At 70.4% G+C, this 12,042-nt stretch carries 11 protein-coding genes, 1 tRNA gene and 1 pseudogene; 5 read left to right on the plus strand and 8 right to left on the minus strand.

Annotation, left to right across the window (positions count from 1 at the left end):
* The 3 genes and pseudogenes from D7V93_RS47615 to D7V93_RS25775 form a co-directional block, all read left to right on the plus strand.
* Positions 1-132, plus strand: a pseudogene (locus D7V93_RS47615) (mevalonate kinase); the annotation flags it as partial.
* Entirely contained in the window at positions 129-1,115 is a 987-nt protein-coding gene (gene mvaD / locus D7V93_RS25770) for a diphosphomevalonate decarboxylase (RefSeq protein WP_120645924.1), read from the plus strand. The pseudogene D7V93_RS47615 and the gene mvaD, both read left to right, overlap by 4 nt.
* Positions 1,115-2,194, plus strand: coding sequence for a mevalonate kinase family protein (locus D7V93_RS25775; protein ID WP_120645925.1), 1,080 nt, complete (start codon positions 1,115-1,117; stop codon positions 2,192-2,194). The genes mvaD and D7V93_RS25775 overlap by 1 nt, the downstream gene beginning before the upstream one ends.
* A 27-nt stretch (positions 2,195-2,221) precedes the next feature.
* Here the strand turns inward: D7V93_RS25775 and omp85 are convergent, their stop codons facing one another.
* Positions 2,222-3,400 carry an Omp85 family outer membrane protein gene (gene omp85 / locus D7V93_RS25780; protein ID WP_120645926.1) on the minus strand — a complete coding sequence of 393 codons (1,179 nt, stop codon included), beginning with the start codon at positions 3,398-3,400 and terminating at the stop codon, positions 2,222-2,224.
* 153 nt (positions 3,401-3,553) lie between these two features.
* Between omp85 and D7V93_RS25785 the strand changes: the two genes are divergently transcribed.
* Positions 3,554-5,146 (plus strand): alkaline phosphatase family protein, encoded by a 1,593-nt coding sequence (locus tag D7V93_RS25785; protein ID WP_120645927.1) that lies wholly within the window; start codon positions 3,554-3,556, stop codon positions 5,144-5,146.
* A gap of 17 nt (positions 5,147-5,163) precedes the next feature.
* Complete coding sequence (locus tag D7V93_RS25790; protein WP_120645928.1) at positions 5,164-6,246, plus strand: lysylphosphatidylglycerol synthase transmembrane domain-containing protein; 1,083 nt, start codon at positions 5,164-5,166, stop codon at positions 6,244-6,246.
* Between the two features lie 69 nt (positions 6,247-6,315).
* Here D7V93_RS25790 and D7V93_RS25795 read toward each other — a convergent pair.
* The 7 genes from D7V93_RS25795 to D7V93_RS25825 form a co-directional block, all read right to left on the minus strand.
* Positions 6,316-6,399 (minus strand) — tRNA-Leu (locus D7V93_RS25795).
* A gap of 88 nt (positions 6,400-6,487) precedes the next feature.
* Positions 6,488-6,865, minus strand: coding sequence for a 2Fe-2S iron-sulfur cluster-binding protein (locus D7V93_RS25800; RefSeq protein ID WP_120614580.1), 378 nt, complete (start codon positions 6,863-6,865; stop codon positions 6,488-6,490).
* A 2-nt stretch (positions 6,866-6,867) separates the two neighbouring features.
* Positions 6,868-8,712, minus strand: coding sequence for a Fe-S protein assembly chaperone HscA (gene hscA, locus D7V93_RS25805; RefSeq protein WP_120645929.1), 1,845 nt, complete (start codon positions 8,710-8,712; stop codon positions 6,868-6,870).
* Entirely contained in the window at positions 8,709-9,257 is a 549-nt protein-coding gene (gene hscB / locus D7V93_RS25810) for a Fe-S protein assembly co-chaperone HscB (RefSeq protein WP_120645930.1), read from the minus strand. Before hscB ends, hscA begins: the two co-directional genes overlap by 4 nt.
* 105 nt (positions 9,258-9,362) lie before the next feature.
* Complete coding sequence (locus tag D7V93_RS25815) at positions 9,363-9,746, minus strand: HesB/IscA family protein (RefSeq protein ID WP_120614577.1); 384 nt, start codon at positions 9,744-9,746, stop codon at positions 9,363-9,365.
* Positions 9,747-9,795: 49 nt separating this feature from the next.
* Positions 9,796-10,188 carry a Fe-S cluster assembly scaffold IscU gene (iscU, locus tag D7V93_RS25820; protein WP_120645931.1) on the minus strand — a complete coding sequence of 131 codons (393 nt, stop codon included), beginning with the start codon at positions 10,186-10,188 and terminating at the stop codon, positions 9,796-9,798.
* Between the two features lie 116 nt (positions 10,189-10,304).
* Positions 10,305-11,666: an IscS subfamily cysteine desulfurase gene (locus tag D7V93_RS25825; RefSeq protein ID WP_244237511.1), complete on the minus strand. Its 1,362-nt coding sequence runs from the start codon at positions 11,664-11,666 to the stop codon at positions 10,305-10,307.
* Between the last annotated feature and the right edge of the window lie 376 nt (positions 11,667-12,042).

A 12,042-nucleotide genomic window follows, 5' to 3' on the forward strand; every position in this document is an offset into this window, starting at 1 on the left:
GGTGGCGACGGGGGCGCTGTCATCGGCCTCTTCCTCGAACCGGAGCCCGTGGTCGCGAAGCTGACGCGCGACGGCGTGCGCTGCTTCGCCAGCCAACTGGCGGGACCGCGGGCCCAGGGAGTCCTTTCATGAAAGCAACCGTCCGGGCGCATCCGAACATCGCCCTCGTGAAGTACTGGGGGAAGCGCGACGAAGCGCTCATCCTCCCGCACCAGTCCAGCCTGTCGCTCACCCTGTCGCCCATCCACGTGACGACGACGGTGGAGTTCGGCGCGGCGGCGGACCACGTCGAGCTCCACGGCCACGTCGCGAAGGGCAGCGAGCGCGACCGCGTGCTGCGCCTGCTGGACGCCGTGCGCGTGCAGGCGGGCCGCGACCTGGGCCCCGCGAAGGTGGTGTCGCGCGGCGACTTCCCGATGGCGGCGGGGCTCGCCAGCAGCGCGGCGGGCTTCGCGGCGCTGGCCGTCGCGGGGCGTCAGGCGGCGGGGCTGCCCGCGGACACGCGCGCCTCCAGCATCCTCGCGAGACGGGGCAGCGGCTCCGCGTGTCGCAGCGTGCAGGGCGGCTTCTGCGAGTGGCTGCGCGGCGAGCGCGAGGACGGCGAGGACAGCTACGCCGTGCAGCGCTTCGACGCGGGGCACTGGCCGGACCTGCGCATGGTGGTGGCCATCGTCGACCGCGGCGAGAAGGAAGTGAAGTCGCGCGACGGCATGAAGGCCACGGTGGAGACGAGCCCCTACTACCCGGCGTGGGTGAAGGACGCGGAGGCCGAAGTGCCCCGCGCCCGCGAGCTCATCGCGAAGCGGGACCTGGAGGCGCTGGGCGAACTCTGCGAGCGCAACGCGTGGCGGATGCACAGCACGTCGCTCGCGGCGGACCCACCGCTCTGCTACCTGAGCGCGGCGACGCTGGGGCTCATCCAGCACCTGCGCGAGCAGCGCAAGAAGGGCGTGCCGGTGTGGTTCACGCTCGACGCGGGGCCCAACCCGGTGCTGCTGACGGACGCGGCGCACGAGGTCGCGGCGGAGGCCCTGGCGCGCGCGTGCGGCGCGGTGGACGTGGTGCGCTGCGTGCCCGGAGGGGACGCGGCCTTCCAGGCGGAGCACCTGTTCTGATGGACCGCGCGCTCTCCGCACCCGGCAAGCTGTTCGTCTCCGGCGAATACGCCGTGCTGTGGGGAGGCGTCTCGCGCGTGGCCGCGGTGGCGCCCCGCACGGCCGCCTACGTGCGCAGGCGGCAGGACTCGCGCGTGCACATCTGCCTGGAGGAGGGGACGCTCCAGGGGCTCACCACGCCCCGGGGCGTGAAGTGGGAGCGCGACGTGCCAGCGGGCTTCTCCTTCGTCGCGCGCACGCTGGATGAAGCCCTGCGCGCGCACGGCCGGCCGAGCGTGGGGTTCGACCTCGCGGTGGCGCCGGGCGCGATGGGCCCCGGAGGCCACAAGCTGGGGCTGGGTGGCAGCGCCTCCGCGTCGGTGCTCGCGGCGGAGGGCGCCCGCTTCGTGCTGGAGGAGAAGTTCGACGTGCTGAAGCTCGCGCTCGTCTCGCACGCGCTGGGGCAGGGCGGCCGGGGCAGCGGTGGCGACGTGGCGGCGAGCTTCGCGGGCGGGCTGTCGCGCTACCGTCGCTACGACGTGGCCGCGCTCACGGAGGCCGCCAACACCGGCCGCTTCCACGCGGCGCTCGCGGAGTCGCCGCCGGTGGACCTGTGGCGCATGCCCGCGCCCCGCGTCGCCATGCTCTACGCCTTCACCGGCGAGAGCGCGTCCACGAAGCTGCTCATCGCCCAGGTGGAGGACCGGCTCGCGGAGGCCGGCCGTCAGGCGTTCGTGGTGCGCTCGGACGCGCTGGGCCACGCGATTGAAGACGGCCTGGGCGGCGGCGACTTCCGCGCCTTCGCCGAAGCGGTGAAGGCCCAGCACGCGCTGCTGCTGGAATTGGGTCCGCTGGAGACCGAGGGCATGCGCCGGGTGCTGGCGATCGCGGCCTCCTACGGCTGCGCGGGCAAGCTGTCCGGCGCGGGCGGCGGCGACGGGTGCATCCTCTTCGCCCCGGACGCGCAGGCGCGCGAGGAGCTGCGCCAGGGGCTGGAGTCGCGCGGCTTCCTCACGCTGCTCCTGGACGTGGAGCCCGGCGTGCGCGGAGAGGCCCAGGCGGATGCCCGGCTTCGCGGCTGGGTGGACGCGCTCGTCTGAAGAGGCAGCGCGCGTCCGGGCAGGCCGTTAGAACATGTGGCCGAAGGTGACGTAGAAGCGCTGGCGGCCCGTCTCGGTGGAGCGCGCGTAGTCCATGCGCACCACGGCCGCGCGGCGCGAGAAGCGCAGGCCGCCGCCGATGCCCGGGTGCCACTCATGCCACTTGCCATCCGTCACGCCCGGGTGCCACACGCGGCCCAGGTCGAGGAACACCACCGCGCCCAGCGCGACGGGCTGGCCGAAGACGGACATCTTCGCCGCCTGGAAGCGCAGCTCGGAGTTGCTGAACGCCTTCACGTTGCCGGCGAAGCGGTTGCGCTCGATGCCGCGCACGCTGCTCATGCCGCCAATGCCCTCGGAGATGTTGACGCCGCCCGTCGTCATCCACTCGAAGAAGGGCACCTCGCCGAACAGCATGTCCAGCGTCAGCCGCTGCGCGAACACCAGGCGCTCCGACAGCTTGAAGTAGCGCCGCTCGCTCAGCGTCACGCCCGCGTACTGGTAGCGACTGAAGGTGGCCAGGCCCGACACGCGCAGCGCCACCTCCTCCACGCCGCCCGTCGTCGGGTCGCCCTCCTGATCGCGCGTGTCCCAGAGCGCGCCCGCGAGGATCTGCCCGCTGGGCCCGCCCTCGATGCCGATGGGCTTCTCCTGCGCCAGGATGGACGTCTCGTAGGGGACCACGCTGGTGTTGCGCCACCCGTAGCCCACGTAGGACTGGAACGGGTGCGTCTCACCGAAGGGCCGGCCGCGCAGGCGGACCCAGAAGCCCGGCGAGCCCTTGTCGAAGTTGTAGCGCTCGTCCTCCACGTTGCCGCGGAAGTTCGGGGCGGACAGGTTGCCCGCGCCGAAGAACGGGCTGCTCTTCTCCTGCCGGTACTCCAGCCGGGCCTCCAACCGCAGGGGCCCCAGCAACTGCGGTCCGTCGTAGCGGAGGTAATGATTCTGGGCGCCGCGTGAGCTGAAGAAGACCTGCGCGGCCAGGGCGTGCGCGTAGGGCGCCTTGCCCGGCGCGTACAGGTACATGCCGCCCACCGCGCCGTAGCCGAAGCCCTGATCCGAGCTGAAGCTCACCAGCGGCAGCGCGATGCCGTCCATCGACGGCGCCTTCTTCACGGGCTGGAGCCCGGGCGCGGGTGTACGGCCGGCCGCGGCGGCGCTGAGCGTCAGCAGGAGAAAGAAGAGGCAGAAGACAGGAGCCAGCATCGAAACCCCGAGAAGCCCCAGGGGGGCGCATCGATTCCAGCCCGGGACTAGGACGCGCTCTGCCCGCCTGCTCTCCAAGAGAGCATCGCGGCCCCAGAAGCTCCTGTCCCCCTGAATGCCCATTTTGCATCGCGGGATGGGGGAGCCGTCAACGTGCCCGAAAGTTTGAACGAACTCGTCAGCGAGAATTCACGGAATTGGGCGAATAGCCTCGTTCGGCGCATCGGATCGAAAGTTCCGCCCGTGGCGTCGCGGCGGTCGCGAAACGTACTGCTGGTGCACCTGGACGGTGTGCCCAAGGCCCTCCTGGACGAGGCGATTGTCTCCGGCCGGATGCCCTTCGTCGCGCACCTCGTACGTTCGGGCGCCTATCACCTGGAGAACGCCTTCTGGGGCGCGCCCACCTCCACGCCCTTCTTCCAGGCGGGGCTGCTCTACGGGCTCCAGCATCCGAACCTGCCGGGCTACAGCTGGTACGACCGCTCACTCGGCCGCAAGGTGCAGATGAACACCCCGGGCGACGCGATGGCCATCGACGCGCGCCTCAGGGGCCACGGCCGCACGAGCCTGTTGGATCACGGCGGGCACACCTACTTCTCGCTCTTCCACGCGGGCGCCACCAACCGCATGTGCATGAGCACGCTGTCGAGCTTCAAGCTGATGGCGCGCTCGTTCGCCTACGAGATGCAGGGCCTGTCGTCGGCACGCACGCGCGGTGCGTGGGAGTTCCTGCGCTCGTTCGGGATGGAGTCCTGGCAGGCCGTGCGCGAGGTGCGCCAGTGGGCGCGCTCCGTCAACGACTGGCGCCACGAGCAGGGCTTCCTCTTGAGCCGCATCCTCCTGCAGCGGCTGGGCTGGAGCTTCGCGTACACCAAGTCGCTCGTGGACATGGTGCGCGGCGTGCCGCTCATCTACCTGGTCTACGGCAACTACGACGAGGTGGCCCACCGCCGAGGCCCGCGCTCGGAGCTGGCGATGCAGGAGCTGCACCGCGTGGACGCGTCGCTGGCGGAGCTGTTCGCCGTGGCCCGCGCCGCCCCGGAGCCCTACGACGTCATCCTCCTGTCCGACCACGGCCACGTGGACAGCCTGCCCCTGGAGCAGCGCCAGGGCCGGCGCCTGCAGGCGGTGCTCTTCGAGGGCGCCACGCCGCCCCTGCGCGACGGCGTCGTCAGCGGCCTGCTGGACGGACGCGAACCGCCAACGCCGGACACCTCCGCGCGCGAGCCCTTCACCCCGGTGGTGGTGGAGGCCGGCAACTTCGCCCATATCTACCTGAGCGGTCGTCCCACGCCCCTGGAGGCGCGCGAGCTGCTGGCGCGGCATCCGGACGTGCTGGCGCGTGCCACGGGCAACACGGACATCGGGATGGTGGCGATGCGCCGGGGCGCGGAGGCCGTGGTGGTGATGGGCGGCGGCGTCTACGGCCTCGCCGACCTGGACCGCGCGCCCCTGTCCTCCGAGTACAGCCGGAGCGCCGTGGCGGACTTCCTGCGGGGCCTGCCGCGCATGGAGACGGCCGGGGACCTGGTGCTCTTCGGCGAGGCCGTGCGGAAGGGCGGCACGGTGGGCTTCGCGTGGGAGTTCGGCTCTCACGGGGGCCTTACGCGCGTGGAGTCCGACAGTCTCGTGATGTGGCCCGCGAACGGGCCGGTGGACCTGTCCGGCCTGAGCCACTGCGCGCGGCTGCACGAGCGGCTGGCGGAGGCCTACCTGGACACGGGCTCACCGCGGATTCTTCATTGAAACCGAAGGGGAGGACCATGCGGCTTCCCAACGCAGGCGGTCGGACGTGGCTCAAGGTGCTGGGCGCCGTGGTGGGGCTCGTGCTTTCCGTGCTCCTGCTGTCCACGGCCTTCTTCAAGTGGAACCTGCACGGGGCAGGGGACCTGCTCATCCCCCGCTTTCCGCTGCGCAAGTTCGTGCAGGACCTGCCGGGGCACCTGGTGTGGCTGGTGCCCTTCCTGCTGCTCCAGGCGTCGCTTGTGCCGCTGCGCGCGGTGCAGTGGCAGGCCACGCTGCGCAAGCCCATCCCGTTCCGCGACCGCTACCACCTGGTGGGCATTGGCGTCTTCGTGCACAACGCGCTGCCAGGAAAGCTGGGCGAGGTGACGCGGGCCTTCCTCCTGGCGCGCACGCAGAACGTGCCCTTCATCCGGGGCCTGGGCTCCGTGGGCGTGTGCAAGCTGATGGAGTTCGCGTGCCTGATGATGCTGGTGGCCCTGTCGTTCCTGGGCCCTTTCGGCACGACGATGGCCCACTTCCGCGGCGAGATGAAGGTGGCCGTGTCGCTGTGCATCGGCCTGGTCGCGCTGGTGGTGCTGCTGGCCCACTGGGCCGCGCCCCTGGGCCGCTGGCTGCACAAGCGCCACAGCCTGCCGCGCGTGGAGAGCTTCCTCAGCCACGTGGGCGAGGGCCTGGGCACCGCGCGCTCCTTCAAGGGCATGGCGAAGGTGTTCTTCTTCTCCATCTTCCCGGTATCCGCGTCCGCGCTGGCGTACGGCCTCGCGCTCCACGGCATCGGCATCCCGGGGGGCCTCTTCGCGGGCGCCGTCGTGCTGGGCGCCATCTCCCTGGGACAGGCGCTGCCGGGCGTTCCCGCGGGCATGGGCATCTACTACTTCGTGACGAGCTGGGCGGCCCGCTCCCTGGGCGCCAGCGCGGAGGCCGCGGCGGCCTTCGCCACGCTCACCCACCTGGGCACCGTGCTCAGCCAGGTGTCCCTGGGCGCGCTGTCCGTGCACCACAGCAAGCTGCGCATCCGCGACCTGCGCAAGGGAGGCCGGCTGGCCAATGCCGCCGCGCACCACGTGGCGCACGAGGCCGTGGAGCCCGCGCCGCCCTGATCCGCGGAAGGGCCATGCCGGAAAACAAGAAGGGCCCCGACTTGTGGTCGGGGCCCTTCTTTTACTTCATGCCCGGGAGAGGACTCGAACCTCCATGCCCTTGCAGGCGCTAGACCCTGAATCTAGTGTGTCTACCAATTCCACCACCCGGGCGGATGGGGGTGCTGCCGGTGCGACGGGCGAGACGTATAAAGAACCTCTTTCGCCCGGTCAAGCACAACGTTTCAGGCCCCTTCACCGCCTACTTCTTCAGGGGCCATTTCCCCTCGGACTCGAGCTGCCGGCGGATGGCCGGGTTCTCGTCCATGAAGGCGACCAGGGACTCCTCGGTGATCTCCACCGTGACGTCCTCGCCGCCCACCTCCGTCTGGCAGCTCAGGCGGGAGTACGGGCGGACGTCGAAGCCCATGTCCAGCCGGTCCATCTCGTCGTCCCGCTGCTCGCTCAGCGAGTCCAGCCCCTTGCGGATCCACACGTGGCAGGTGGAGCACCCGCACACGCCGCCGCAGCTGTGGCCCACCTGGGCCTCGCCCTTCTCCGCGGCGTCCAGCAGGGTGGTGCCCGGGGGCACGTCCACGGCGACTTCCGCCAGGGGGCTCTTGAAGGTGACCTTGGGCACGGTCAGTACTCCTCCACGGAATGGCCGGACACCACCTGGGTGATGGCGCGGTTCATGACCCGTTCGATGAAGGCCCGGGACGCCTCGTCCAGCCCGTGCAGGGCCTCCTTCACCGCCAGGTAGTTCTTGCCCTGCGCCGCCTCGCGCACGCGCGCCATGGCGGCCTGGATGGCCTCCGGCTCGCCGGCCTCCAGCAGGGCCGCGTTCTCGCGGAGCTGGCGGTCGGCCTCGGCCAGGACGCGCTCGGCCTCCACCTGCTGCTCGCGGACCTGGCGGGCCTGGATGTCGTCCTCGGCGTAGTCGATGGAGTCGAGCAGCATCTTCTCGATCTCCTCGTCCGTCAGGCCGTGGCTGGGCTTCACGGTGATGGTCTGCGCGGCGCCGGTGCTCTGCTCCTTCGCGGTGACGGACAGGATGCCGTCCGCGTCCACCTGGAAGCGCACCTCCACCCGGGCCATGCCCGCCGCCAGGGGCGGGATGCCGGAGAGGGTGAAGCGCGCGAGGCTCCGGTTGTCTTCCACCAGCTCCCGCTCGCCCTGCACCACGTGCACGTCCAGGCCCGTCTGGTGGTCCTTGAACGTGGTGAACACCTGCGCCGCCGCCGTGGGGATGGTGGAGTTGCGCGGGATGAGCTTCTCCGCGATGCCGCCCATCGTCTCCAGGCCCAGCGACAGGGGCAGCACATCCAAGAGCAGCACCTCGTCTTGACGGTTGCTGTCGGTGAGCAGGCTTGCCTGCACCGCCGCGCCCAGCGCCACGACCTGATCCGGATCGATGTCGCCCAGGGGCTCGCGGCCGAACAGCTCCGCCACGAAGTGGCGCACCGCCGGCACGCGCGTGGAGCCGCCCACGAGGATGACGCCGTCCAATTCGCCCGCCGCGACGCCCGCGTCCTTCAGGGCCCGCCGGCACACCGCGCCCGTCTTCTGCACGAGCGGCTGGATCCACGCCTCGAAGTCCGCGCGCGTGACGGGCTGCGAGTGCCCGCCCACGGTGAGCGTGACCTCGGCCACGTCCGTCAGCGCTTCCTTCGCCTTGCGCGCCGCGGACATCGCCTCCGCCACCTGCGAAGGGGAGGGCGTCGCAGCGCCCATCGCCTGGAGCACGCGCGTGGCGATGGCGCGGTCGAAGTCGTCCCCGCCCAAGGCCGAATCACCGCCGGTGGACTTCACCTCGAAGACGCCGTCCTCCAGCTTGAGGATGGAGATGTCGAAGGTGCCGCCGCCCAGGTCGTAGACGGCGAAGGTGCCCTGGCTGCCCTTGTCCAGGCCGTAGGCCAGGGCCGCGGCGGTGGGCTCGTTGAGCAGCCGCAGCACCTCCAGGCCCGCGAGCTTCCCCGCGTCCCGGGTGGCCTGGCGCTGGGCGTCGTCGAAGTAGGCGGGCACGGTGATGACGGCCTGCTCCACCTTGCCGGAGAAGTGCGCCTCCGCGCGGCGCTTGAGGGCGCGCAGGATTTCACCTGACACCTCGATGGGCGTCACCGGCTGGCCGCCGGCCACGTCGAAGCGCACCACCTGCGAGCCGGGGACGAAGCGGTAGGCGCCCAGCTTGCGCGTCTCCGGATCATCCGGCCCGCGGCCCATGAAGCGCTTCACCGACACGATGGTGTCCGTGGGGGCGTCGGCCGCGAGCTTCCGCGCGCGGGCGCCCACCACCACACCGCCGTCCCTGCCGTAGTGCACGACGGAGGGCAGGAGCAGCGAGTCGCCGTCATCCACCGGGACGCAGCGGGGCTTGCCCTGGGACACGGACGCCACCAGCGAGTGCGTGGTGCCCAGGTCGATGCCCACCACGTGGCCCTTGGGCTTGAGCGGGTCGTGGATCTGCAGAAGTCCGTTGTTGCTCACGCGAGCACCTCCTCCTCGAACGCGTCCACCTGCTCGAGGAAGCGCGTGAAGTAGCGCACCCGCCCCAGCGCGTGCGATGCCTTTCTCACCCCGTCCGGAGAATCCCCCGCCGCCTCCAACGACTGGAGCGCGGACACGGCCTCCGTGAGCGCCGCCTGCTTGCGCCCCGCGACGTCCTTCGCCATGGCCTGGGCCCGGGGCAGATCCTTCGCAGCGATGGCGTCGTCCAGCTCCTCGCGCAGGGTCATGACCTCCTCCAGGAACTCCAGGGGCATGTCCTTCTGGGCGCCCGCGTCCTCGCGGTCCAGGTCGATGCCGTGGAGCTTCAGCAGGTAGAAGGCGCGGCGGACCGGGTCCTTCAGCGTCTTGAAGGCCTCGTTGAGGGCGGTGGTGCCCTCCAGGGCCTGGAGCCGCTCGCGGGCATTGCCCTGGGCGACGCGGTCCGGATGGAGCTGGAGCGACAGGTCCCGGTACTGCTTCTCCAGGGCCGGTACGTCCACGGCGTGGGAGCGGGGCAGCCCGAACACGTCGAAGTGGGTCCTCACGGTGGGGGCATCCTCATGGGGGCGAAACGAAAAAGGGGCCCGGCACCGGGCCGGACCCCTGTGCCCGCGCCCTGACCAACGGGGCGGGCGGGCAAGGCCGCGAGGTCAGACGGAGAAGCTCTCTCCGCAGCCGCACGCGGCCTTCACATTGGGGTTGTTCAGCTTGAAGCCGGAGGCCATCAGGGTCTGCTCGAACACGAGCTCCGTGCCGATGAGGTACAGGTAGCTCTTCGGATCCACGAAGACGCGCACGCCGTCCCGCTCGAACACCTTGTCGCGCTCGCGGGACTTCTCCGACCACTCCATGGAGTACTGGAGGCCGGAGCACCCGCCGCCCTTCACGGCGATGCGCAGTCCTGCTTCCGGCGTCTGGCGCTCGGCCAGCAGCACCTTGAGGCGCTCCACCGCGCTGTCCGCCAGGCCAATGCCCTTGGGCGCCGGCTTGGGGGGCGTCTGAGGGGCCTGGGTCGTCTGGGCCTGCTCGTTCATGGGGTCGTCCTCGCTTCCTGGAATACCGCGTGCGCTGCGAGCTGCCGCCTCAAGCCTGCCGCGACGCGCGCTTCTTCTTGAAGTCTTCGATGGCCGCCTTGATGGCGTCCTCGGCCAGCACGGAGCAGTGGATCTTCACGGGGGGCAGCGACAGCTCCCGCGCCACGTCCTTGTTGGAGATGGTCATCGCCTGATCCACCGTCTTGCCCTTCACCCACTCGGTGACGAGCGAGCTGGACGCGATGGCGGAGCCACAGCCGAAGGTCTTGAAGCGCGCGTCCTCGATGACGCCCGAATCGCTGATCTTCAGCTGCAGGCGCATCACGTCGCCGCAGGCGGGGGCGCCCACGAGGCCGGTGCCGACGTTCGGGTCGTTCTTGTCGAGCGTCCCCACGTTGCGGGGGTTCTCGTAGTGCTCGATGACCTTGTCGCTGTAAGCCATGCGTCTAACGCTCCTTCACACAACGCTTGAACTGATGCGCCTTGCGGGCAACCGATGCGCGGCCGGGCGGGCGGGGGCTTCCGTGCCCGGCTGGAAACCATGTCGGGGGAGGGCGCCTAGTGCGCCGTCCACTCGATGCTCTTGAGGTCGATGCCTTCCTTGGCCATCTCGTACAGGGGGCTCATGTCTCGCAACTTGCGGACTTTGTCCACCACGAGGCGGATGACGAAGTCCACCTCCTCCTCCGTGTTGAAGCGGCCCAGGCCGAAGCGGATGGAGCTGTGCGCCATGTCCTCCTCCACGCCCAGAGCGCGCAGCACGTAGGAGGGCTCCAGGGACGACGAGGTGCACGCGGACCCGGACGACACCGCGACGTCCTTGATGGACATCATCAGCGCCTCGCCCTCCACGTAGGAGAACGACACGTTGAGGCTGCCCGGCATGCGGTGCTCCAGGCTGCCGTTCACCGTGACGAGGTCCAGCTGCTCCAGGATGCCCGTGCGCAGCCGCTCGCGCAGCCGGAACAGGCGCGCGGCTTCCGAGGGCAGATCCTGCTTCGCGACCTCCGCCGCCGCGCCGAAGCCGACGATGGACGCCACGTTGAGCGTGCCGCTGCGCATGCCGCGCTCATGGCCGCCGCCGTCCACCATGGGGGCGATGCGCACACGCGGCTTGCGGCGCACGTACAGCGCGCCCACGCCCTTGGGGCCGTACATCTTGTGGGCGCTGATGGACGCGAGGTCCACGTTCATCGTCTCCACGTCGAAGGGCACCTTGCCAATGCCCTGCACCGCGTCGCAGTGGAAGAGGACGCCCTTCTCCCGGCACAGCTTTCCAATCTCCGCCACCGGCTGCACGACGCCGATCTCGTTGTTGGCGAACATGATGGAGACGAGCACCGTCTTCGGCGTCATCGCGGCGGCCAGCTTCTCCAGGCTGACGCGGCCGTCCTTCTCCACGTCCAGGTAGGTGACGCGCGCGCCGCCCGTGGGCAGCTCCGACCACTTCCGGTACGTCGCGTCCGCCTCGATGTCGAACTTCGCGGACAGCTCCGCGAGGTCCTCGGGCTGCACGTCGCGCTCGGCGAGCTGGCCCAGGCGGAGCAGCTTGAGCTCGTCCAGCCGCTCCTGGCGCACGCGCTCCAGGCGCTTGCAGGTGTCCAGGACGGCCTTGTGCTCCGTCTTCAGGGTGATGATGTGGTCGCCCTTGGACTTGTAGAACTCGATGACGCCCTTGATGGCCAGGTTGTCGGACTCGGTGGCGCCGGAGGTGAAGACGATCTCCTTCTCCGACGCGCCAATGAGCTCCGCCACCTGCCGGCGGGCCTTCTCCACCGCGGCCTCGGCCTTCCAGCCGAACGCGTGGTTGCGGCTGGCGGCGTTGCCGAAGTCCTCGCGGAGGTAGGGCAACATCGCTTCCAGCACCCGCGGGTCGAGCGGGGTGGTGGCGTGGTTGTCCATGTAGATGGGCAGGTTCAGCATGGCTTCCTCGGAAGAAAAGATGCGGGAGGGTGGGACTTCCCCTCCGCTCCCCGGCGACGCGGTGGGTCCGCGCGCAGCGGCAGGGTCTACATCGGCCCACACGAATGTGGACCGGACTGGTCAAATATAAAATCGACCCCCCTCGGGTCAAGCGAACATAAGGCGGGGTCCCTCCTTCGCTGGGCGCTGCGGGGGGCGGGAAATGCTCCGGGGTGGTGCAACGGCTGGCCGGAGTGGATCACTCCGGGTGCTCCGTCCTGGCACGTCCTGCTCCGGAATGGTGCGCTGCCGGGTCGCAAGTGCCTGTTTCCAGGCATCGCGGGGCATGGCCGGGGGGCTGCACTGGAAGGGACGCGGAGGGTGCACGCATGAG

The sequence above is a fragment of the Corallococcus llansteffanensis genome, from assembly GCF_003612055.1.
In the GTDB taxonomy this organism is placed as follows: Bacteria; Myxococcota; Myxococcia; order Myxococcales; family Myxococcaceae; genus Corallococcus; species Corallococcus llansteffanensis.

Bases quoted from the DNA above. Each gene is read 5' to 3' on its own strand.
- mvaD (WP_120645924.1), top strand. From the start codon at position 129: ATGAAAGCAACCGTCCGGGCGCATCCGAACATCGCCCTCGTGAAGTAC.
- D7V93_RS25775 (WP_120645925.1), top strand. From the start codon at position 1,115: ATGGACCGCGCGCTCTCCGCACCCGGCAAGCTGTTCGTCTCCGGCGAA.
- omp85 (WP_120645926.1), bottom strand. From the start codon at position 3,400: ATGCTGGCTCCTGTCTTCTGCCTCTTCTTTCTCCTGCTGACGCTCAGC.
- D7V93_RS25790 (WP_120645928.1), top strand. From the start codon at position 5,164: ATGCGGCTTCCCAACGCAGGCGGTCGGACGTGGCTCAAGGTGCTGGGC.
- D7V93_RS25815 (WP_120614577.1), bottom strand. From the start codon at position 9,746: ATGAACGAGCAGGCCCAGACGACCCAGGCCCCTCAGACGCCCCCCAAG.
- iscU (WP_120645931.1), bottom strand. From the start codon at position 10,188: ATGGCTTACAGCGACAAGGTCATCGAGCACTACGAGAACCCCCGCAAC.